Genomic DNA, 21509 nt, shown 5'->3' with positions numbered 1-21509 from the left:
CTCGCATACGCCGCGCCCGGCCCACCGCCGCGCCGCGGAACCGCGCATGAGTGCCACCCGGCCGCCCCACCCTGCCAACCTGGCCGGCCTGGACCCGGCCGAGGCGGCACGCCGGCTGACCGAACACGGGCCGAACCTGCTGCCCGGCAGCGCGCCGTGGACGCTGTGGTCGATGGTCGCCGGCGTGCTGCTGGAGCCGATGTTCCTGATGCTGCTGGTCGCCGGCGGCCTGTACCTGGCGCTCGGCGACCGCGCCGAAGCGGCGTTCCTGCTGTCGTTCGTCTTCGTCGTCATCGGCATCACGCTGGCACAGGAGCGCAAGACCCAGCGGGCGCTGGAATCGCTGCGCGAGCTGTCCGCGCCACGCGCGCTGGTGATCCGCGGCGGCCAGGAGATCCGCGTCCCCGGCCGCGAGGTGGTGGTGGGCGACCTGCTGGTATTGCATGAGGGCGACCGCATCGCCGCCGATGCACGGCTGCTGGGCGGCCACCTGGACGTCAACGAATCGTTGCTCACCGGCGAGGCGGTGCCGGCCACCAAGCTGCCCGGCGAGGACACCGGCCAGCTGTTCGCCAGCACCGTGGTGACCAAGGGCGTGGGCGTCGCCGAGGTTCATGCCATTGCCGGCGCCACCGCGGTGGGTCGTATCGGCCAGGCACTGGCCGACACCGTCGAGCCGGTGTCCGGCCTGCAGCAGGCCTCGCGCCGGCTGATCCGCAACCTCACCGTCGGCGGATTGGTGCTGGCCGCGGCCTACGCCCTGCTCGGCTGGCTGTGGGACGGCCACGGCCTGCTGCAGAGCGTGCTGGCCGGCATCGCGCTGACCATGGCGATCCTGCCGGAAGAGATCCCGGTGATCCTCACCGTCTTCCTCGCGCTGGGCGCGTGGCGGATCTCCAGGCACAAGGTGCTGACCCGCCGCGTGCCCGCGGTGGAGGCGCTGGGCGCGATCTCGGTGCTGGCGGTCGACAAGACCGGCACGCTGACCCAGAACCGCATGCAGGTGGCCGAATTGCGGCTGGTGGACGACAGCTCGCACGACGAGGATGCGACCGACCTGCCCGAGCTGTTCCACGAACTGGTCGAGTTCGCCATGCTGGCCACCCCGGTCGACCCGTTCGACCCGATGGAGAAGGCGATCCAGCAGTTCGGCCTGCGCTGGCTCACCGACACCGAGCACGTGCACGCCGAATGGGCGCCGGAATTCGAGTACGCGCTGTCGCCGGAGATCCTGGCGATGACCCATGTGTTCCGCGGCGACGCGCGCGACACGCACCTGCTGGCGACCAAGGGCGCGCCGGAGGCGGTGATCGACCTGTGCCACCTGGGCGCCGACGATGCGGCAGCCATCCTGCGCCAGGTCGAGGCGATGGCCGAGCGCGGCCTGCGCGTGCTCGGCGTGGCCCGCGGCGAATGGCAGGGCGCGGCATGGCCGCGCAGCCAGCACGATTTCGACTTCCGCTTCCTCGGCCTGGTCGGCTTCGTCGACCCGCCGCGGCCGGAGGTGCCGGCGGCGATCGCCGAATGCCGCGACGCCGGCGTGCGCATCATCATGATGACCGGCGACCATCCCGCCACCGCGCGCGCGATCGCCCGCCAGGTGGGGCTGAGCGAACGCGCCGAGGTGATTACCGGCGCGGAGATGGTGCTGCTGGACGACACCGCGCTGCGCGAGCGCCTGCGCCACGTCGACCTGTGCGCACGGCTCAAGCCCGAGCAGAAGCTGCGCCTGGTGCAACTGCTGCGCGAAGACGGCGAGGTGGTGGCGATGACCGGCGATGGCGTCAACGACGCGCCTGCGCTGAAGGCCGCCGACGTCGGCGTCGCGATGGGCGAGCGCGGCACCGACGTGGCGCGCGAAGCGGCTGCGCTGGTGCTGCTGGACGACAGCTTCGCCAGCATCGTCAGCGCGATCCGCCAGGGCCGGCGCATCTACGACAACATCACCAAGGCCACCCGCTTCGTGTTCGCCGTGCACATGCCGATCATCGCGCTGGCGCTGGTGCCCACCCTGCTGCACTGGCCGGTGCTGCTGATGCCGGTGCACATCGTGCTGCTGGAGCTGCTGATCGACCCGGCCTGCTCGGTGGTGTTCGAGGCCGAGCCCGCCGCCGGCGACATCATGCGGCGGCCGCCGCGCACGCCGTCGGATTCCCCGTTCGCCGCCGCCAACCTGCGCCATGCGGTGCTGCAGGGACTGGGCTTCGCCGCCATCCTGCTGCTCGGCTACGGCCTGCTGCTCGGCCAGGGCCTCGACGCCGCGCAGAGCCGCAGCGCGGTGTTCATCGCACTCGTGCTCGGCCTGTTCCTGCTGACCCTGGCCAATCGCGACCCGTCCCGTCCGGCGCTGGCTTGCGCAACGAGGGCGAATCCGTGGCTGGGGCGGATGTTCGTCGGCGTGGCACTGATGCTGGCCGCCGTGCTCGGCGTGCCGTTCCTCCGCGAAGTGATGGGGCTGGGCGTTCCGCACCTCATCGCGATACCCGGCACCCTGGGCATGCTTGTCGTCACCGTCGCATGGCTGGAGATCCTGCGCCGGACACGCCATGCCGGCACACGCCATCCAACGACGCACTGAAAATGGCGGCGCCCGCGGCACCGGCATCCGTCAGGTGTGGCGCACGACGAAGCTTGCCCGGCAGCGTTGATTGTTCACGCATAGTCCGGCGCATGCGGCGCCTTGGTCGCGATGCGCGGAAAGCTGACACTTACCCGCGCGCCGCCCAGCGCGGAGCAACCGAACACCAGCTCGCCGTGATGCAGGCCGGCGATCGCCTGCGCGATGGAGAGGCCCAGCCCGCTGCCTTCGCCCACGCTGCCTTCGGGGCGATGGAAGCGTTCGCCCAGCCGTGCCGTGTCGGTCGACGCGAAGCCGGCGCCGTCGTCATCCACCTCGAGTGTCACCCGCTCGGCATGGCCACCGACGCGCACGTCCACGCGGCCGTGGTCGGGTACGTGGCGCAAGGCGTTGTCGAGCAGGTTCTGCACCAGGATGACGAGCAGGCCGCGGCTGCCCAGCACGAAGTCGTTGCCGCCATGGTCCAGCGACAGCTCGATGGAGCGCGCCGCCGCGCGCTCGCTGGCGTCGCACAGGACGGCTTCGGCGACGCCCGACAAGCGCAACGGGCCGGCATCGTCCAGCTCGGTCAGTTTCTCGACCCGCGCCAGCATCAGCAGCTGGGTCACCAGCCGCTGCATGCGGTCCAGCGCCTCCTGCGCACGCTGCAGGTGCAGCGCACGGGCGGGCGCATCGTCGCCGCACCCGGCCAGGTCCAGCTCCAGCCGCAGCGCCGCCAGCGGGTGACGCAGTTCGTGGGCGGCATCGGCGGTGAAGCGGCGTTCGTGCTCCAGGCTGAGCCTGAGGCGGTCGACCAGCCTGTCGATCGCCTCGGTGAACGGCGCCAGCTCGAGCGGCACGCGTTCGTCGGTGAGCGAGGCCGCCGCCGGGCCGGCTCCGGCGGACAGTCCGCGGGTCAGCTGGCGCAGCGGTTTCAGCCCGCCGCGCAGGCCGGCGAACACCGTCGGCGGCACCAGCACCAGCAGCGCCAGCAAGGCCAGCAACGCCGGCACCAGCAGCTTGCGCATCAGCTCGTCGCGCTCGTCCAGCGGCGCGCCGACCTGGATCCAGTACTGCCGCTGCGCATCCCAGCGCTGGAACACCCGCCAGCGCCGTTGCCCGTAGGTGACCGAATGGAAGTGCGCATCGCCCGGATCGAAACCCAGCGCCGGCAGCTCGGCGCTGCGCACCAGCAGCCGGCCGTGGGTGTCGCGCACGGTGATGGCGGGCCGATGCGCGGTGGCGTCAGAGTCCAGCGATGGCCGGTCCGGCAGGCGCGCCGCGACACCCGGCACCGGCGTGGCCGGCATCACCGCGAACACGCTGGCAGCGGTGCGCACCAGCATCTGGTCGAAGATCTCGTCGACTTCGTGCAGGCTGCGCCAGGCCAGCCAGCCGGCGGCGGCGCACCACACCAGCACGATGCCGGCCACCAGCCGCAGCACCAACCGCCGGTTGAGCGAGGGGCGGATCATGCCGCCGGCCCGCCGGGCGGGTTGATCGCGTAGCCGATGCCGCGCAGGGTGCGGATCCAGCCCGGCCCCAGCTTGTGGCGCAGGTAGTGGATATGCACTTCCACCGCGTTGCTGGCCACCTCCCGGTCCCAGCCGTACAGCGCATCCTCCAGTTGCTCGCGGGAATACGCGCGCCCGGGATGGCGCACCAGCATCTCCAGCAGCGCGTACTCGCGCGCGGTCAGTTCCAGTGCCGCTCCGGCCAGCGTGGCGCTGCGCGCGGCCGGGGTGACTTCCAGTTCGCCCAGGCGGATCGCCGGCTCGACCTGGCCATCGGCCCGGCGCAGCAATGCGCGCAGGCGGGCGGCAAGTTCGTCCAGATGCACCGGCTTGACCACGTAATCGTCGGCACCGGCATCCAGCCCGGCGACCCGGTCGGATAGCTCGTCGCGTGCGGTCAGCAACAGCACTGGAGTGGCGTCCTTGCGCCGGCGCATGCCGGCGATGATGGCCGGGCCGCTGCTGCGCGGCAGGTTCCAGTCCAGCACCGCGGCGGCGTAGGTCGTGTCGGCCAGCGCGGCGGCGGCCTGGTTGCCATCGGTGATCCAGTCCACCGCATGGCCGAGCTGGCGCAGGCCGTCGGCCAGCGCCTGCCCCAGTGCCCGGTCGTCCTCGGCTAGCAGGATGCGCATGGCGCGATTCTATTCAGCGGCCCGCCGGCCAACCGTGGCTGAGGCAATTCATCGCATCCTCCGGTCATCGGCGGCGTCCTGCTCCAGGGCACGCTTGCGGCCGTGGACCATCGCGGCGACCAGGTTCTCGCCGTAATGCACGCTTTCGCCCACCGCGGCCAGTACATGCACGCCGACCAGGGCCAGCACGCCATAGGCCAGCGCTTCGTGCAGGTCCTCCAGCCAGCCGGCGCCGAAGAGTGCGTCGGTCGTCTGCAGCCAGCCGGTGACGCCGACCAGCAGCACGCCGGCGAGCAGCGCCAGGATCATCACCGCCGCCGCCGGGTTGTGCCCCAGCTGCCGCCGCGAGCGCCCGGCCAGACGCTCGCGCAGGTAATCGCGCACGCGGCGCGGGCCGGGCACCCAGTCGCTGAAGCGGGCGTGGGGCGTGCCGACCCAGCCCCACGCGAAACGCACGGCGAGCAGGGCCAGCAGGGCATAGCCGATCCCGCGGTGGGCCAGCTCGCCGTCGTCGGTGAAGAAGTTGGCGAGGAACAAGCCCGCCAGCGACCAGTGGAACACGCGGACCAGCGGATCCCAGACCTTGACCGTGGCGTGCATGGGCTTGTCCTCGCGCGATAGCATGATCAGCCGCCCTTCTGCTTGACGATGCGGCCGTCGGTGGGGTCGAAGTAGATCTCCACCTTCTTGCCGGCCTTGTCCTTGCCGTAGATCTCGTAACAGTTGCCCGAGACCTGGAACACCTTGATGGTGTAACCCTGGTCGAGCACCTTCTGCTTCATCGCCGCCTCGGTGAGCCACTGCGCACGCGGTGCGCTGGTGCATTGCGGTGCTGCGAAGGCGGAGGCCGACAAGGCGGCCGCGGCGAGGAACAGGGGTGCGATGACGATGCGTTTCATGGTGCGTCTCCGGTATCGGCACGATTGCCTTGGTTGCGATTGCAACCGGGATCGCTTATGCCAGTCTTAAGGCAGCAGGCCAGCCGATTGACGCCAGTCAGTACACCCGCGCGGGCTTGATGCGAGAGTCCGGCGAACTGCATCCCCGAGGAAACATCTGCATGATCATCTACAGCTGCCACGGCGCCGCCAAGCAGGTCACCGGTTCCTGCCACCTGGTCACCTGCAACGACCGCCGCGTGCTGATCGACTGCGGCATGTTCCAGGGCAGCGACGAGGTCGAACAGGCCAACGCCGAGCCGTTCGGCTTCGACCCGGCCGGCATCGACGTGCTGTTGCTCACCCATGCCCACCTGGACCATTGCGGCAGGATCCCGCTGCTGGTGCGCCGCGGTTTCCGCGGACGCATCCTGACTACCGCCGCCACCCGCGAACTGGCGCGGGTGGTGATGCTGGACGCCGCCGGCCTGCAGGAGGAGGACGCGCGCCGCGCGCAGCGCAACAACCGCCGCGGCGAGGCGCTGACGCCGCCGCTGTACACGCTGAACGACGCGCTGCACGCGCTGGACTTCTTCGGCCCGGATGTCGGCTATGGCGACACCGTGCCCGTCGTCGAGGGCATCACCGCGCGCTTCCTCGATGCCGGCCACATCCTCGGCTCGGCCTCGGTCCTGCTGGAACTGGACGACGGCGGGCAACACCGCCGCATGCTGTTTTCCGGCGACCTCGGCAACCCTGGCCGGCCGCTGCTGCGCGACCCGACGCCCGCTCCGACCGCCGATTATGTGGTGATGGAAAGCACCTACGGCGACCGCCCGCACCGCTCGGTGCCCGACTCCGTGGACGAGATGTACCAGGCCATTCGCGAAACGGTGAATCGCCGCGGCAACGTGGTGATCCCCACCTTCGCGCTGGAGCGTACCCAGGAGATCCTGTACTACCTGCACCGCGGCATCCTCGACGGCGCGATCCCGCCGCATGTGCGGGTGTTCCTCGACTCGCCGATGGCGATTTCCGCCACCGAGATCTTCCGGCGCCACCCGGAATGCTTCGACGAACGCTTCCTGGATGAGCTACGGCACGGCGATCCGTTCGCCATGCCCGGCCTGCACTTCACCCGCGAGACGGCCGAGTCGATGGCGATAAACAACGTCGATGGCGGCGCGATCATCCTGGCCGGCTCGGGCATGTGCAACGGCGGCCGCGTGCGCCATCACCTCAAGCACAACCTGTGGCGCGAACGCAGCAGCGTGGTGTTCGTCGGCTACGCCGCCGAGGGCACGCTGGCGCGGCGGATCATCGACGGCGCGCCCAGCGTGCGCGTGTTCAACGAGGAAATTCCGGTGCGCGCACAGGTGTGGACGATCAACGGTTTCTCCGCGCACGCCGACCAGCCCTCGCTGCTGGCCTGGCTGGGCGACGCATCACGGCGCAAGGTATTCCTGGTGCACGGCGAATACGAGCGCGGCATGCGGGTGATGCAGGAAGCGCTGGAAGCGCGCGGCGTCGCCGTCCAGCTGCCTGGCCTGCACGAGCCGATCAGGATCGACTGAACCGACGGCCGCAGCCGCAACGACCGCGCCCCTCGCGCCGTGCGCATGCAGGGGCGCCGCTGCCCGGCCGCACCTGCGGCAGCTGCCGCCGATACGGCAACGCTTGACCTGGATCAGACGCACCGCCCCACGCCATACCTATAGTCGACCCGTCCCACGCGCGGCCCTCCGTCAGGGGAGAGGGTCCGGCGGTTTTCGGCGTTGCCTGGCAATGCGTCAAACCAACTCTCGGGGGTAATCGTGCGATGCAACGGATCACTGATCTGACGATTTCGGTGCTGGCCTGCGTGGCCGCGTTCCTGCTTTCGTGGCCGTTCTGGCGAGATTTCGAGTACTGGCCGGAGTCGCACGCCGCGTGGCTGGTCTACTTCTGCGTCGGCTTCGCACTGTCGGTATACGTCTTCTACGTCTTCATCGGCAGCCTGCGCATCCTGTTCCTGCATGACGCCGCGCCGAGCCCGGCCGGCGACGACCAGGCGAAGCGGTCATGAGCTGCGGAGTCGGCGGCAGCAGCTGCGAAACCCCGCGGCGGCGCGGTGCGTTCGTGATGCTTGGCATCATGACGCTGGCCTTCGTCGTGCTCTCCCTCTTCTCGTTCATGAAATCGCGTGGCCAGGTGACGCCGGACACGGTCAGCTACGGCCCGTACAAGGCAGAGGACGGCAAGCGCGTGTTCCAGGCCTACAACTGCATGGGTTGCCACACCATGGTGGGCAACGGCGCATATCTCGGCCCGGACCTCACCCGCGAGTATGCGCAGGCCGGCCCGGCGTGGCTGGCCGCGTTCCTGCCGTCGGCGGGCAGCTGGCCCACGGCCGCCGCGGTGCGCGCGCAGCTGCAGGATCCCGTGCAACACGCCGATACCGGCGCCGCCACGATCGAGGCCTACGACGGCAAGTTCCCCGAGGCCGCGGATCGCGTCGGCCGGCGCGGCGGCAAGCCGAGCAACATGCCCAACCTGCCACTGAGCAAGGACGAGATCGGCCAGCTGATCGCCTACCTCAAGTACACCTCGGCGATGAACACCGAAGGCTGGCCGCCGCGGGTGGAGGCCGAGGCCGGGCTCGACGAACGCGTGCGGCTGGCGCTCGGCGTGCAGGCGATCGCGCCGGCGGCCGCCGCGCCTGCCATCCCGCCCGTCGCGGCCGCGGCCGATCCGGCGGCACGCGGCGCGCAGCTGGTGAAGGACAACGGCTGCACCGCCTGCCACGCCACCACCGGGCAACGGCTGGTCGGGCCCGGCTGGGGCGGCCTGTATGGCTCGCGCGTCAGCCTCGCCGACGGCAGCAGCGTAATGGCCGACGACGCCTACCTGGTCGAGTCGATCCGCCAGCCGAACGCGAAGATCGTGGCGGGTTATCCGGCCAGCGTGATGCCCAGCTACGACACCCTGCTGAAGAACGATGAAGTCGACGCCATCGTGGCCTACCTCCACTCCCTGGAGAAGCAGTGATGCAAATCGAATACCAGACGCAGCGGCTCAGCCTGCGCTTCTTCATGCTCATGTTGGTGCTGTTCCTCCTCCAGGTCGGCTACGGCCTGGTTCTCGCCACCCAGCATGTCGACCCCAGCGTGCAGGCCGGCACGATCAACTTCAACATCGCCCGCGCCGAGCACCTCAACCTGGGCATCCTGTGGATCCTGTCCGGCTTCATCGGCGCGATCCTGTTCGTCGCACCGCTGCTCGCCAGGCGCGAGATGGTGGCGCCGTGGCTGATCAAGCTGCTGTTCTACGCGCTGATCGTCATCGCCGTGTGGAACTTCTTCACCCTGCGCCTGGCGCAGTACGGCATCGCCGGCTGGTGGCACGGGCAGCCGTGGCTGCAGCAGGGGCTGGAGTACCTGGAGGCCGGGCGCATCGCCGGCGTGCTGGTGCTGGTCGGCTTCGCGATCCTCGCCTACGTGGTGCTGCGCACCTTCCCGCCGGTGCGGCAGTGGAACGAGATCCACTGGGGGCTGGGCCTCGGCGTGACGGCGCTGATGGCGGTGTGGGTGTTCGGCCTGTTCTACGTGGCGCGGCTGGACCTGCAGGAGTACTTCCGCTGGTTCGTCGTGCACTACTGGGTGGAAGGCGTGTGGGAGGTGATCCACATCAGCCTGGTCGGCTTCCTGCTGGTGCTGATGTTCAAGGTCGACATCAAGTCGGTGGGCTTCGCGGTGTTCTGGGGCGTGGCGCTGGTGTGGCTGTCCGGACTGATCGGCAACGCGCACCACTACTTCTGGATCGGCACGCCGGAGTTCTGGCAGTTCTGGGGCTCGCTGTTCAGCGCGCTGGAGCCGCTGCCGCTGGTGTTCTGCTTCTGGCACATCTACCTCGACGCGCACACTAACCAGCGCCCGCTGGAGAACGCGCCCGCGTTCTACTTCATCCTCGGCTCGGTGGTGCTGGAGCAGATCGGAGCGGGCATCCTCGGCTTCAGCATGACCTTCGCGCTGACCAATGTCTGGTCGCATGGCACCTGGGTGACGCCGGGACACGCCCACCTGGCGCTGTTCGGCACCTTCGGCATGCTGGGCATCGCCGCGGCGTATTACGCCGTGCCGATCATGCGCAAGGCACCCGACTACGACCAGCGGCTGGGCAAGCTCGGCTTCTGGCTGGTGCTCACCGGCGTGCTCGGCCTGGCGTTCGCCTTCGCGCTGGGCGGCACGGTGCAGATCTACGTGTACCGAATCCTCGGCCTGGGCTGGTTCGGCGGCGACGTCTCGCGAGCCATGGGCCTGTTCAAGCTGCTGTTGCCGATGTTTGGCATCACCTTCACGTTCGGTGCCGGGATCCTCGCCTACGACCTCTTCACGCTGGGCCGGCGGGTACGTGCGCCGGCGGCCGCCGATCCGCGCGGCGTCCTCCACGGCGACGCGGCGCTGCCGCGCAGCAACACCGGCTGGGGCCGCCCGCTGAGCGGCTTCGAGGCGGGCATCTGGCTGATGATGATGTGGGTGTTCGGCGGCATCATCACGCTCGGCCTGCTCAGCTTCAACCTGCCGCGGGTACGCGTGCTGGCCGACCCGACCCTGCCCTACCTGCTGGCCGGCGTCGGCTATCCCGGCCTGCTGCTGGTGACGCTGGCCTTCGTCTGGCGCTTCCTGGCCTCGCTGGAAGCCCGTGCATCGCTGCCATCGCCCACCGTCGCGGCCAATGTGCTGCTGCCGCTGCCGGTACGATCCTGAGCAGGGCGTCGTCGCGGAAAGGCCACCGTCACCGGTGGCCTTTCCGTCACGCCGCGACGACGGTGCACGCGCTCAACCGGCCCGGCGCCCGGAACCCGGCAGCATGCGCAGCAGCGTGTTGTCGCGCGTCCAGTAGTGGTGGAACAGCGCGGCCGCGGCGTGCAGGCCGACCAGGTAGTAGCCGATCGTGCCGATGGTCTCGTGGATCTCCTTGAGGGAGTCGGCCAGCGCCTTGTCCGCGCCCAGCAGCGGCGGCAGTTGCAGCCCGAAGAACGGGATCGGCTTGCCCGCGGCGCTGAGGGTGAGCCAGCCGAGCAGCGGCATCGCCAGCAGGAAGGCGTACAACGCCAGATGCATCAGCGCGGCCAGGCGCGCCTGCCACACAGGCAGCGCCGGCCGGATCAGGGGTGCCGCCCCGGCCACCAGGCGCAATGCCAGGCGCACGAAAACCAGCGCGAACACGCCCAGCCCCAGCATGAAGTGCCAGGTCTTCAGCAGCTCGCGCATGTCGCTCCCGCGCGGGTACATGCCGCGCAGCTCGATGCAGGCGTATACCGCAGCCAGCAACAGCAGCATCAGCCAGTGCATCGCCATCGACGGCGAGCCGTATCGATCTACCGTGTTCTTCCAGTTCATGAGGCCTCCGGTGATGCAGGGTCGTGGATGATGCCGGATCCTGGCATGCGGGTCATGGCCCTGACGCCTGCAGTCTGCCGGCGCCGGGCCGCCGGTGACTTGAGCGTGGTCAAATGCGGAGCGGACAGCACACTGCAGCGACGCGAATGATTCGCAGCAGCCCGCCCTGCGCGGTTCGGCCGCACCGGCCGCAACGTGGCGCAGCGGTCTTCCGTGCTAAGTTCGGGTCCAGCCGGACGGAGCCCCGCGAGGACCGTTTCCCAATCGATAGATGATGCGATGGAACCCAGCACAAACGTCCTCGATCTGAACCTGCTGCGCCGCAGCTGCAGCTCCTGTGCGCTGAACGAGCTGTGCCTGCCCGCCGGCATCGGTGGCGACGACCTGACCCGGCTGGACGGCACCGTCAAGGACAAGCGCACGCTGGAGCGTGGCGGCGTGCTGTACCGCGACGGCGACCCGTTCAAGGCGCTCTATGTGGTGCGGTCGGGTTCGCTCAAGACCTTCGTGCAGAACGAGGCGGGCGACACGCAGATCCTCGGCTTCCACCTGCCCGGCGAAATCATCGGCTTCGACGCGCTGGCCTCGAACCGGCACGCCAGCCAGGCCGAGGCACTGGAGCGCTCCAGCATCTGCGAATTGCCCTATGCGCAACTGCAGCAGGTCACCAGCGAGGTGCCCGCGCTGCACCGCCAGCTGATGCGGGTGATCAGCCGCGAGGTGGTCGAGGAACATCGACACTTGGTGATGATGGGCCGGCAGCAGGCGCAGGAGCAGCTGGCTATCTTCCTGAAGAGCCTCGCCGACCGCTACGAGCGCCTGCAGCGCGATGGCGCCGCGCTCACCCTGACCATGTCGCGCTACGACATCGCCAACTACCTCGGCCTGGTGGTGGAGACGGTCAGCCGGCTGTTCTCGCGGATGGAGGAGATGGGCGTACTCGAGGTCAACCGCAAGGCCGTGCGCATCCTGCGCCCCGACCTGCTCGCCGACCTCTGCCGCAACGGCCACCCGACCGGATCCCGCCGGAACGACGCCGGCTGACCTCCCGCCTGCCTGGTTGACCCAGGTCAACAGCAGGCGGTGCCGCGCGGCGTACAAATCGACCCTGCAAGGGACCGCGCCACGGCGGGCAGCCGCCTGGACGCGGGAATCGACCGCGATCCATCCGTCATCGGGGCAGATCATGTCCAGCGCATACCAGACCAGTCACGACAGCCCGGCCGCCACGCCCTTCGGCGCCATCGAGGGAACCCACTGGATCGAGACCCTCGCCGACGGCAGCCCGGTGCTGATACGCCCGCTGCGCCCGGATGACCGCCAGCGCGAGACGGATTTCATCAACCGGCTGTCCGGGGAAGCCTGTCGCTTCCGCTTCCTCGGCGGCATGAAGGGCGCCAACCCGGCGCTGATCGATTCGCTGATGGACGTGGATGCCCGGCAGCGGATGGCCTTCCTGGCGCTGGCCCACGACAACGGCGAGCTGCGCGAGGTCGGCGTGAGCCGCTATGCCGCCAGCGCCGACGACAAGCACTGCGAATGTGCGGTGACGGTCGCCGACGACTGGCGCCACCGCGGCCTGGCGGTGCTGCTGATGCGCCGCCTGATCGAGGCTGCGCGCAAGAACGGTTTCCGGCAGATGTTCTCGATCGACGCCGCCGAAAACGAGCCGATGCGCGAGTTGGCCGCCTATCTGGGCTTTACCCGCCGGCTCGACCCGGACGATGCCGCGCACGTCATCCATACCTTCGACCTCTGAGTGCCGCGCCGGCCCCAACCCTCGACCACTGCCATCACATGACAAGCCACGAGCAAGCCGATCCGTCGACACGCGTCATGCGTCCCGGCGACATCCTCGCGCTGGCCACCTCGACCCGGCCATGGAGCCCCGCCGTCACCGCGGGCGTCGCGATCGCCGCGCGCTGGGGCAGCAACCTCACCGGCTGCTTCGTCGACCCGGCGCTGCGTACGCACGCCGCGGAGCCGACCGTGCTGGACCTGCTGCTGGAAACACGCCCCGAATCGGCCGACGAACTGGCCGCGTTCGGCACCTTCGCGCGGCAAGCCGGCGTGCATGGCGCCGACTGGATCGTGGCCCGCAGCGGCATCGCCGACACCCTGCGCTGGCTCGGCGCACGCCACGACCTCGCGGTGATCGAGCGGGACATGGTGCAGGCGTCCGGCCTGCTCGACGTGCTCGGCGAGGCGATCCTGGCCTGCCGCGTGCCCTGCCTGATCCTGCCGCCGGGCTGGGACCGGGAGATCCGCTTCGAGCGCATCGTGATCGGCTGCAACGGCAGCATCGAGTCGATCCGCGCGATCCACGCCGCGCTGCCGTTCCTGCGGGTGGCCGGGCAGGTCACCCTGGTCGACGGCGACGTGCGCGACGGCGACGAGCGGCGCCCGCGCTTCGATCCGTTCGTCTACCTGCTGCGCCACGGCATCGCCTCGAAGCCGAGCTATGTACGCTCGTCCTCCGCGATGGCCGGCGAGATCCTGCTGCAGGAGGTCGGCAATATCCAGGCCGACCTGCTGGTCATGGGCGCCTACGGCCGTTCGCGCATGCGCGAACGCGTGTTCGGCGGCGCCACCCAGCGGGTGCTGGAAGATGCGACCGTGCCGGTGCTGATGCAGCACTGATCCCGTGCACGGCGGGTCCGGCAGGCGGCCCTATTCCCGCAGCAGCGTCTGCCCGATCTCGCGCAGCCGCCCCGGGTTCAGCAGCTCCAGCTCGCGCCCCTCGATCGAGATCAGCTTCTGCGCGCGGAAGCGGCTCAGCACGCGGCTGACGGTTTCGGCGGCCAGCCGCAGGTAGTTGGCGATGTCGCCGCGCGACATGCTGAGATGGAAGCGGGTGGCGGAGAAGCCGCGCGCGGCGTAGCGGCTGGCCAGGTCGAGCAGGAACGCGGCCACGCGCTCGTCGGCGCTGTGGTCGCCGGCCAGCAGCGAGGCCGTGCCGAGCTCCTTGCTGAGCATGCGGAACAGATGCTGCTGCACCGCCGGCACGCGCGAGGCCAGCGCGCTCATCGCGGGGAACGAGAAACGGCAGAAGAAGGTGGTGTCCAGCGCCACCGCGTCGCACGGGAAGTGCTCGGGGTAGATCGCGTTGAGGCCGATCACCTCGCCCGGCAGGTAGAAGCCGAGCACCTGCTCGCGGCCTTCCTTGTCGACCATGCGGGTCTTCACGGTGCCGCTGCGTACGGCGAAGATCGCCCGGAACGGATCGCCGGTGCGGAAGATGTGCTCGCCGGCGCGGAACGGCCCCACGTGCTCGACCAGGCATTGCAGCGCGGCCAGCTCGGGCTTGTGGTAGCCCGCCGCGATGCAGGCGCTGGAAAAGGCACAGGTACCGCAGAAATGCGTTTCGTCGCCGTCGTCGGCAATCGGGCTGGGCGGATCAGGCAGGCGACCTGCCGGGTACTTGGATTGCATGATGTCGGCCGTGCCGGTGGAGGCTGCGTTGGTCAGATCACGCGCGAGTATCGCGAGGCCCGGGCATTGTCGCCCAAGTAGGCATCGAAGCACATGGCGATGATACGCAACAGCAGCCGGCCCCGCGAGGTCACCCGGATCTCGCGCGGGCTCTCCAGCACCAGCCCGTCCTCCAGCAGCGGCAGCAGACGCTGCCGCTCACGCTCGAAGTATTCGTCGAACAGCAGCCGGTGGCGCGTGCCGAAGGCCTGCTTGTCGACCACACCGTGGCACATCAGCTCGTTGATCAGTTCGCGCCGGATCAGGTCGTCCTCGTCCAGCTGCAGGCCGCGCATCAGCGGCAACCGGCCCGCGTCCAGCGCCGCGTAGTAGCCGATCAGGTCGCGCGCGTTCTGGCTGTAGCTGTCGCCGATGCGGCCGATCGCGCTGACGCCGAGGCCGACGATGTCGCAGTCGCCGTGGGTCGAGTAGCCCTGGAAATTGCGCTGCAGGGTGCCGGTGCGCTGCGCCAGCGCCAGTTCGTCGTCGGCGCGGGCAAAATGGTCCATGCCGATATAGACGTAGCCGGCTGCGCTGAGCTGCTCCAGTGCGCGTCCGAACAGCGCCAGCCGGGTGGCCGCGTCCGGCAGCTCGGACGCCTCGATCTGCCGCTGCGCCTTGAACATCTCCGGCAGGTGCGCGTAGCCATATACCGCCACCCGATCGGGATTCAGCGCCACCACCTGCTCCAGCGTGCGGCTGAAGCCGTCCACCGTCTGCAGCGGCAGGCCGTAGATCAGGTCGACGCTGGCCGAACGGAACGACGCCGCACGCGCCGCCTCGAGCACCTCGCGGGTCTGCTCGAAGCTCTGGATCCGGTTGACCGCCTTCTGCACCGCCGGATCGAAATCCTGGATGCCCACCGAGATCCGGTTGAAACCCAGCTCGCCCAGGTTGCGCACGTAGGCGCCGTCGGCGAAGCGCGGGTCGATCTCGATGCCGTATTCGCGGTCCGCCTCGTGGCTGAAGCTGAAATGCCGCGCCAGCGACTCCAGCAGTTCGCCCATGTGCGCCGCGTCGAGGAAGTTCGGCGTGCCGCCGCCGAAATGCAGCTGGCGTACCGGGCGGTCGCGGTCGAACAGCGGCGCGATCAACTCGATCTCGCGGTACAACCGCTCGAGATAGCGGTCCGCCTGGGTCGCGTCACGGGTGATCACCCGGTTGCAGCCGCAGTAGAAGCACGGACTCATGCAGAACGGCACATGCACGTACACCGACAGCGGGCGCGGGATCGGCTCCTCGTTGGAGGCGCGGATCACCGCGCGCAGGGCCGCCTCGTCGAAGTCGGCGCGGAATTGCGGCGCCGTCGGGTAGCTGGTGTAACGCGGCCCCGCCACGTCGTAGCGGGCGATCAGCGCCGGGTCGAATTCGGGAGGGGTGATGGGGATGGCCATGGTGGCGAGTCTGTCGACGCGCCGCCCGGCGTGCCTTGATCCGGGTCAATTGCCGCCATGTCGCGGCGAGATGCCGCAGCAGCCCGCCGGCGCGCTACCGCCGGTACGGGACAACCTGCTGCTCGATCGAACCGAAGATCGAGGCGCCGGCGGCGTCGGTGACGTCGATCTTCAGGCGGTCGCCGAACTTCAGGAACGGCGTGGTCGGATGGCCGTCGCGCAGGGTTTCCACCGTGCGCTGCTCGGCCAGGCAGGAGGCGCCCTTGCCGGTATCCTCGTTGGCGATGGTGCCGGAGCCGACGATGGTGCCGGCGGTGAGCGGGCGCGTCTTCGCCACGTGGGCGACCAGTTCGGCGAAGCTGAACTGCATGTCGACGCCGCACTCCGCTTCGCCGAACCACGCGCCATTGAGCCAGGTGCGCATCGGCAGGTGCAGCTTGTCGCCGGACCACGCCTCGCCGAGTTCGTCCGGCGTCACCAGCACCGGCGACAACGCCGAACGCGGCTTGCTCTGCAGGAAGCCGAAGCCCTTGGCCAGCTCGCCCGGGATCAGCCCGCGCAGGCTGACGTCGTTGACCAGACCGACCAGTTGGATGTGCTGCGACGCCTGCGCCGGCGTCACCGCCATCGGCACGTCGTCGGTGATCACGATGACCTCGGCCTCCAGGTCGATGCCGTAGTCCTCGCTGGGCACCACCACCGGATCGCGCGGTCCGAGGAAGCCGGCGCTGGTGGCCTGGTACATCAGCGGATCGGTGTAGAACGACTTCGGTACCTCGGCGCCGCGGGCGCGGCGCACGCGCTCCACGTGCGGCAGGTAGGCCGAGCCGTCGACGAACTCGTACGCGCGCGGCAGAGGCGAGGCGAGCGCGGCCATCTCCAGCGCGAACGCATCCGTCGCCGTGCCGGCATTCAATGCATCGGACAGCGCGTTGAGCCGTGGTGCGACGTTCGACCAGTCATCCAGCGCCGCCTGCAGCGTCGCCGCGATGCCGCTGGCCCTGACCGCCCGCGTGAGGTCGCGGCTGACCACCACCAGCGTGCCGTCGCGGCCGCCTTCCTTGAGAGATCCGAGTTTCATCGTGCTGCCTTGTGTCGGGTGCGTGGGTCGGTCGCGTTCACGGCGCGAAGTGCTTGCGGATGTCCTGCCAGCACCGATGGTAATCGTGCTGCAATTGCGGCGCGTCCAGCGCCTGCCGCGTGGGACGGATCACCTTGCGCGTCTCGAACATGAAGGCCATGGTGCCGCCGATCACGTCCGGTTTCGACAGGTCGGCCCGCGACGCCTTCTCGAAGGTGGCGGCGTCCGGGCCGTGGGCGCTCATGCAGTTGTGCAGCGAGGCGCCCCCGGGCACGAAGCCCTCGGCCTTGGCGTCGTACACGCCGGTGATCAGGCCCATGAACTCGCTGGCCACGTTGCGATGGAACCACGGCGGCCGGAACGTGTGCTCCGCCACCAGCCAGCGTGGCGGGAAGATCGCGAAATCCACGTTCGCCGTGCCGGGAGTGTCGCTGGCCGAGGTCAGCACGGTGAAGATCGACGGGTCGGGGTGGTCGACGCTGATCGAGCCGATCGTGTTGAAGCGGCGCAGGTCGTACTTGTACGGCGCGTAGTTGCCGTGCCAGCCCACCACGTCCAGCGGCGAGTGGCCGATCTTCGCCGACCACAGCGCGCCCTGGAATTTCGCCACCAGTTCGAAGTCGCCCTCGACATCTTCGAAGGCCGCTTGCGGGGTAAGGAAGTCGCGCGCATTGGCCAGGCAGTTCGAGCCGATCGGGCCGAGATCCGGCAGGCGCAGCAGCGCGCCGAAGTTCTCGCAGACGTAGCCGCGCACGTCGCCATCGGGGATGTCGACGCGGAAGCGCACGCCGCGCGGAATCACCGCGATCTCCTGCGGCTCGATCTCGATCACTCCCAGTTCGGTGGCCAGCCGCAGCCGGCCCTGCTGCGGCACGATCAGCAGCTCGCCGTCCGCGTCGTAGAAGAACCGCCCCTGCATCGAGCGGTTCGCCGCATAGAGATGGATGCCGATGCCGCCCTGCTCGGCCGGGCCGCCGTTGCCGGCCAGGGTGACCAGGCCGTCGACGAAGTCGGTCGGCACGGACGGCAGCGGCAGCGGGTCCCAGCGCAACTGGTTCGGCGTGGCGGGCGCCTCGTCGAAACGGTTGTGGAAGCTGGCATGCGCCAGCGGCCGGAACGGCTCGTGCACCGCCGCCGGGCGGATCCGGTACAGCCAGCTGCGCCGGTTCACGTGCCGCGGCGCGGTGAATGCGGTGCCGGACAGCTGCTCGGCGTACAGCCCGTGTGCCACGCGCTGCGGCGAGTTCTGACCGACCGGCAGCACGCCGGGGATCGCCTCGCTGGCGAATTCGTTGCCGAAGCCGGATTGGTAGCCGTTGCCCGCGATCATCGCCATGGAACGCTCCTCAGAGGAACCCGCGTTTCATCTGGTCGCGCTCGATCGACTCGAACAGCGCCTGGAAATTGCCTTCGCCGAAACCCTCGTTGCCCTTGCGCTGGATGATCTCGAAGAAGATCGGGCCGATCGCGTTCTGGGTGAAGATCTGCAGCAGCTTGCGCTGGTGGGTTTCCGGGTCGGCATCGATCAGGATCCTGTTCTTCGCCAGCCGCGGCACGTCCTCGCCGTGGTTCGGCACGCGCACGTCGATCACCTCGAAGTACGCGTCCGGCGTGTCGAGAAACTCCACCCCGGCGGCACGCATCTGCTCCACCGTGGTGTAGATGTCGTCGGTGAAGCAGGCGATGTGCTGGATGCCTTCGCCGTGGTAGGCGTCGAGGTATTCGTTGATCTGGCTCTTCGGATCGCTCGACTCGTTGAGCGGGATGCGCACGATGCCGTCCGGCGCGGTCATCGCCTTGGACACCAGGCCGGTCTTGGCGCCCTTGATGTCGAAGTAGCGGATCTCGCGGAAGTTGAACAGCTTCTCGTAGTAGTCCGACCACTTCTGCATGTTGCCGAAGTACAGGTTGTGGGTGAGGTGGTCGATGAAGGTGAGCCCGAAGCCGTTCGGGTCCTGCGCGACGCCCTCGATCGGCGCATAGTCGCCGTCGTAGATGCTGCCGGCGCTGCCGTAACGGTCGACCAGGTACAGCATGCAGTCGCCGATGCCCTTGACCACCGGTGCGTTCACCGCCTTGCTCGCCTCTCCGGGCCCGATCGCCTCGCCGCCGTTGCCGAGCACGGCGGCATGCACCTGCGCGGCCGGCTTGCGGAAGCGGATCGCGAAACCGCAGGCGCTGGGACCGTGCTTCGCGGCGAAGTCGGCGGCGAACGAGTCCGGATCCTCGTTGACCAGGAAGTTCACGCCGTTCTGGCGGTACACGGTGATCGGCCGGCGCTTGTGCTTCAGCACGGCGCTGAAGCCCATCCGCCTGAACAGCGCGTGCAGCTCGTTCGCGCGGCCGGCCGGGGCGGCGAATTCGACGAACTCGAAACCGTCAATGCCCATCGGGTTCTCGAACGTGGTGACCTGCATGCCAAGGTTCGGCTGGGCGTTCATGGCGCTCTCCTGTCTGTCGGTGCACGATGGCCGCACGCAAGCGTGCCACCCGTGGATTAGTCTTGCGTTATAGTTTCATATGAAACCATTTGCAAGGACCACCGCCGCAATGTCCGCCAAGCACAAGCCTGCCCCTGCCACGGCCGAGCATGCCCCGCTGCAACTGGAACACTTCCTGCCCTACCGGCTGTCGATCCTGTCCAACACGATCAGCCAGGCGATCGCCGACGACTACCAGAGCCGTTTCGACCTCTCGGTGACCGAATGGCGGGTGATGGCGGTGCTGGGGCGCTACGCGGGCCTGTCCGCGCGCGAGGTGGCCGAGCGCACCGCGATGGACAAGGTGGCGGTAAGCCGGGCGCTGGCACGGCTGGTCGAGGCCGGCCGCGTAGACCGGGCCACCCACGACAACGACAAGCGGCGTTCGGTGCTCAGCCTCACCGAGGCCGGCTGGGCCATGCACGATGAGGTCGCGCCGATGGCCCGCGTGCGCGAACGCGAAGTGCTGGCCCGGCTCGATGCGGAGGAGCGGGCCTGGCTGATGCGGATCCTGGACAAGCTGCAGCCGTGAAGCGGCCTTGGCGGGAAGCCACCCGGCTTCCCGCGCCGTTCCCGCTCACTTCACCCCGTGCATCAGCCGGTTGATCAGCGGCGCGATCAGGAACAGCAGCACGCCGGCGCCCAGCAGCGACCAGAAGCCGAAGGTGTAGCCGCCCAGCGCCGACTGCACGGTCATCCCGCTTTCGCCGCTGACGTGGCCGGCAAAGATCCCCGACAAGTTGTTGCCGATGCCGGTGGAGAGGAACCAGCCACCCATGCCGAGACCGACCAGGCGCACCGGGGCCAGCTTGGTCACCATCGACAGTCCGATCGGTGACAGGCACAGCTCGCCGACCGACTGGATCACGTAGACCATGAACAGGGTCCAGAACGGAATCTTGCCAGCCCCGTCCACCAGGCTGGACAGGGCGAACATCAGCAGCAGGAAGGCCAGGCCGTTGAACACCAGGCCCAGGCCGAACTTGCGCGGGATCGACGGATTGCGGCTCTTCATCGCCACCCAGATCCACGCGATCAGCGGCGCCAGGAAGATGATGGCCAGCGAGTTCACCGACTGGAACCACGCGGTGGGGAAGGTGAAGCCGCCGAACTGGCGGTTGACGATCTGGTCGGCGAGGAAGGTGAACGAGCTGCCGGCCTGCTCGAAGAACATCCAGAACAGCACGTTGAACGCGAAGATGATCAGCATGGCGATCACGCGGTCGCGCTGCACCCTGCCCTCGCGGATGCCTTCCACCATCAGCAGCACGGCCAGCGCCACGAACAGCAGGCTCAGCACCCACTGCAGGAAGCCCGCGCCCGCGGCGAGCAGGAAGTACACGCCGGGAATGCACACCAGCATGCCGAGCAGCACCCAGGCCACGCGCGCCAGGCTTTCGCCGCCGGCGGGCACCAGCCCCACGCCCTGCAGGCCGCGGCGGCCGATCCAGAACCACACCAGGCTGATCAGCATGCCCACGCCCGAGGCGATGAAGACGTACTTGTAGCTCGGCATCGCCTCGCTGCCGAACACGGCCTTGGCCAGGTATTCGGTGATGATCGGCGAGATCAGCGCGCCGGCGTTGATGCCCATGTAGAAGATGGTGAAGCCGCTGTCGCGGCGCTCGTCGCCGGTGCGGTAGAGGCGGCCGACCATGGTGGAGATGTTCGGCTTGAACAGGCCGTTGCCCACGATGATGGTGGCCAGGCCCAGCTCGAACACCTGCTGGTTCGGCACGGCGATCATGAACAGGCCCGCCGCCATCACCGCCGCACCCACCAGGATCGAACGCTGGTAGCCGAGCACGCGGTCCGCGATGTAGCCGCCGAAGATCGCCGCGGCATACACCAGGGCCAGGTAGGCGCCGTAGGTGCGGCTGGCCGGCTGCTGGCCCGCGCCCTCGCCGCCGAAGAACTGCGCCACGATGTAGAGCACCAGTGCCCAGCGGATGCCGTAGAACGCGAAGCGCTCCCAGAACTCGGTCATGAACAGCATCCACAGCGGGCGTGGATGGCCGAGGCGCTGCGGATACTCGGGTACGGCGCGCGGCGCCATATCGGTGGCTTGACTCATGGATGCTCCCCGATGGTGGATCGGCACCTCGCGTGCGGATCCGCAAA

The 21509-nt window shown here is 69.0% G+C and carries 20 protein-coding genes; 9 read left to right on the top strand and 11 right to left on the bottom strand.

The window, feature by feature from the left end; translation table 11 throughout:
- Window positions 1-46: 46 nt before the first annotated feature.
- Complete coding sequence (locus DEO45_RS14680) at window positions 47-2578, top strand: cation-translocating P-type ATPase (protein WP_114345101.1); 2532 nt, start codon at window positions 47-49, stop codon at window positions 2576-2578.
- A 74-nt stretch (window positions 2579-2652) separates the two neighbouring features.
- On the opposite strand, the gene DEO45_RS14675 is transcribed toward DEO45_RS14680, so the two are convergent.
- Genes DEO45_RS14675 through DEO45_RS14660 form a run of 4 tightly spaced genes read right to left on the bottom strand, consistent with a single transcriptional unit; the run spans window position 2653 to window position 5602 of the window.
- Window positions 2653-4032: an ATP-binding protein gene (locus DEO45_RS14675; RefSeq protein WP_114345098.1), complete on the bottom strand. Its 1380-nt coding sequence runs from the start codon at window positions 4030-4032 to the stop codon at window positions 2653-2655.
- Window positions 4029-4703: a response regulator transcription factor gene (locus DEO45_RS14670; RefSeq protein ID WP_114345096.1), complete on the bottom strand. Its 675-nt coding sequence runs from the start codon at window positions 4701-4703 to the stop codon at window positions 4029-4031. The genes DEO45_RS14675 and DEO45_RS14670 overlap by 4 nt, the downstream gene beginning before the upstream one ends.
- A 48-nt stretch (window positions 4704-4751) precedes the next feature.
- Entirely contained in the window at window positions 4752-5303 is a 552-nt protein-coding gene (locus tag DEO45_RS14665; RefSeq protein WP_114345229.1) for a cytochrome b/b6 domain-containing protein, read from the bottom strand.
- A 26-nt stretch (window positions 5304-5329) separates the two neighbouring features.
- Complete coding sequence (locus tag DEO45_RS14660) at window positions 5330-5602, bottom strand: PepSY domain-containing protein (protein WP_114345093.1); 273 nt, start codon at window positions 5600-5602, stop codon at window positions 5330-5332.
- Window positions 5603-5763: 161 nt separating this feature from the next.
- On the opposite strand from DEO45_RS14660, the gene DEO45_RS14655 reads away from it, so the two are divergent.
- The 4 genes from DEO45_RS14655 (at window position 5764) to DEO45_RS14640 (ending at window position 10326) form a co-directional block, all read left to right on the top strand.
- Window positions 5764-7155: an MBL fold metallo-hydrolase RNA specificity domain-containing protein gene (locus tag DEO45_RS14655; protein ID WP_114345091.1), complete on the top strand. Its 1392-nt coding sequence runs from the start codon at window positions 5764-5766 to the stop codon at window positions 7153-7155.
- A gap of 245 nt (window positions 7156-7400) precedes the next feature.
- Complete coding sequence (locus DEO45_RS14650) at window positions 7401-7646, top strand: hypothetical protein (protein WP_114345088.1); 246 nt, start codon at window positions 7401-7403, stop codon at window positions 7644-7646.
- Window positions 7643-8608 carry a c-type cytochrome gene (locus DEO45_RS14645; RefSeq protein WP_114345086.1) on the top strand — a complete coding sequence of 322 codons (966 nt, stop codon included), beginning with the start codon at window positions 7643-7645 and terminating at the stop codon, window positions 8606-8608. Before DEO45_RS14650 ends, DEO45_RS14645 begins: the two co-directional genes overlap by 4 nt.
- Complete coding sequence (locus DEO45_RS14640) at window positions 8608-10326, top strand: cbb3-type cytochrome c oxidase subunit I (protein WP_114345084.1); 1719 nt, start codon at window positions 8608-8610, stop codon at window positions 10324-10326. Before DEO45_RS14645 ends, DEO45_RS14640 begins: the two co-directional genes overlap by 1 nt.
- 72 nt (window positions 10327-10398) lie before the next feature.
- Here DEO45_RS14640 and DEO45_RS14635 read toward each other — a convergent pair whose 3' ends face one another.
- Window positions 10399-10962, bottom strand: coding sequence for a cytochrome b (locus DEO45_RS14635; protein WP_114345082.1), 564 nt, complete (start codon window positions 10960-10962; stop codon window positions 10399-10401).
- Between the two features lie 279 nt (window positions 10963-11241).
- On the opposite strand from DEO45_RS14635, the gene DEO45_RS14630 reads away from it, so the two are divergent.
- From DEO45_RS14630 to DEO45_RS14620, 3 genes are all read left to right on the top strand, one after another.
- Window positions 11242-12006, top strand: coding sequence for a cyclic nucleotide-binding domain-containing protein (locus tag DEO45_RS14630; RefSeq protein WP_114345080.1), 765 nt, complete (start codon window positions 11242-11244; stop codon window positions 12004-12006).
- A 142-nt stretch (window positions 12007-12148) separates the two neighbouring features.
- Window positions 12149-12721 carry a GNAT family N-acetyltransferase gene (locus tag DEO45_RS14625; RefSeq protein ID WP_114345078.1) on the top strand — a complete coding sequence of 191 codons (573 nt, stop codon included), beginning with the start codon at window positions 12149-12151 and terminating at the stop codon, window positions 12719-12721.
- A gap of 77 nt (window positions 12722-12798) precedes the next feature.
- Window positions 12799-13602 carry a universal stress protein gene (locus tag DEO45_RS14620; RefSeq protein ID WP_223250892.1) on the top strand — a complete coding sequence of 268 codons (804 nt, stop codon included), beginning with the start codon at window positions 12799-12801 and terminating at the stop codon, window positions 13600-13602.
- Between the two features lie 30 nt (window positions 13603-13632).
- On the opposite strand, the gene DEO45_RS14615 is transcribed toward DEO45_RS14620, so the two are convergent.
- From DEO45_RS14615 to hppD, 5 genes are all read right to left on the bottom strand, one after another.
- Window positions 13633-14394, bottom strand: a complete 762-nt coding sequence (locus tag DEO45_RS14615; protein WP_114345073.1) for a helix-turn-helix domain-containing protein — start codon at window positions 14392-14394, stop codon at window positions 13633-13635.
- 32 nt (window positions 14395-14426) lie between these two features.
- Window positions 14427-15827 carry an oxygen-independent coproporphyrinogen III oxidase gene (gene hemN, locus DEO45_RS14610; RefSeq protein ID WP_114345071.1) on the bottom strand — a complete coding sequence of 467 codons (1401 nt, stop codon included), beginning with the start codon at window positions 15825-15827 and terminating at the stop codon, window positions 14427-14429.
- A gap of 94 nt (window positions 15828-15921) precedes the next feature.
- Complete coding sequence (locus DEO45_RS14605) at window positions 15922-16908, bottom strand: fumarylacetoacetate hydrolase family protein (protein ID WP_114345068.1); 987 nt, start codon at window positions 16906-16908, stop codon at window positions 15922-15924.
- A 37-nt stretch (window positions 16909-16945) separates the two neighbouring features.
- On the bottom strand, window positions 16946-18244 hold the full coding sequence (gene hmgA, locus DEO45_RS14600) for a homogentisate 1,2-dioxygenase (RefSeq protein WP_114345065.1): 1299 nt from the start codon (window positions 18242-18244) through the stop codon (window positions 16946-16948).
- Between the two features lie 10 nt (window positions 18245-18254).
- The gene (gene hppD / locus DEO45_RS14595) at window positions 18255-19349 is read right to left on the bottom strand and encodes a 4-hydroxyphenylpyruvate dioxygenase (RefSeq protein WP_114345063.1); all 1095 of its coding nucleotides are present in this window, start codon (window positions 19347-19349) and stop codon (window positions 18255-18257) included.
- A gap of 109 nt (window positions 19350-19458) precedes the next feature.
- Here hppD and DEO45_RS14590 point away from each other — a divergent pair, with 109 nt between their 5' ends.
- A complete protein-coding gene (locus DEO45_RS14590) occupies window positions 19459-19920 on the top strand; it encodes a MarR family winged helix-turn-helix transcriptional regulator (RefSeq protein ID WP_114345060.1) in 462 nt (153 codons plus the stop codon).
- Between the two features lie 45 nt (window positions 19921-19965).
- On the opposite strand, the gene DEO45_RS14585 is transcribed toward DEO45_RS14590, so the two are convergent.
- Window positions 19966-21462, bottom strand: coding sequence for a peptide MFS transporter (locus DEO45_RS14585; RefSeq protein ID WP_114345057.1), 1497 nt, complete (start codon window positions 21460-21462; stop codon window positions 19966-19968).
- Window positions 21463-21509: the final 47 nt, after the last annotated feature.

The sequence above is a fragment of the Rhodanobacter denitrificans genome (assembly GCF_003335105.1).
GTDB classification, from domain to species: domain Bacteria; phylum Pseudomonadota; class Gammaproteobacteria; order Xanthomonadales; family Rhodanobacteraceae; genus Rhodanobacter; species Rhodanobacter denitrificans_A.
Note: the sequence above shows the minus strand (reverse complement) of the source record. Positions and strands in the feature narration are given on the sequence as shown.